The organism is Corynebacterium kozikiae (assembly GCF_024580965.1).
GTDB lineage: Bacteria > Actinomycetota > Actinomycetes > Mycobacteriales > Mycobacteriaceae > Corynebacterium > Corynebacterium kozikiae.
Genome location: NZ_JANIKJ010000078.1, coordinates 1 through 255 on the forward strand (window position 1 = coordinate 1; position 255 = coordinate 255).

Sequence of the window (255 nt, forward strand, 5' to 3'; positions counted from 1 at the left end):
ATGCCACTAAAACAACACCCTCATTAGGATTCGCTTTCGCTACGGCTACCCACACTCATGGTTAACCTCGCGACATGCCGCTGACTCGCAGGCTCATTCTTCAAAAGGCACGCCATCACCCCACAAAGAGGCTCTGACGGATTGTAAGCACACGGTTTCAGGTACTCTTTCACTCCCCTCCCGGGGTACTTTTCACCATTCCCTCACGGTACTATCCGCTATCGGTCACCAATAGTATTTAGGCTTACCGGGTGG

The 255-nt window shown here is 52.2% G+C and carries 1 rRNA gene; it reads right to left on the reverse strand.

Annotation, left to right across the window (positions count from 1 at the left end):
* A 23S ribosomal RNA gene (locus NQ018_RS11405) occupies positions 1-255 on the reverse strand; the annotation flags it as partial.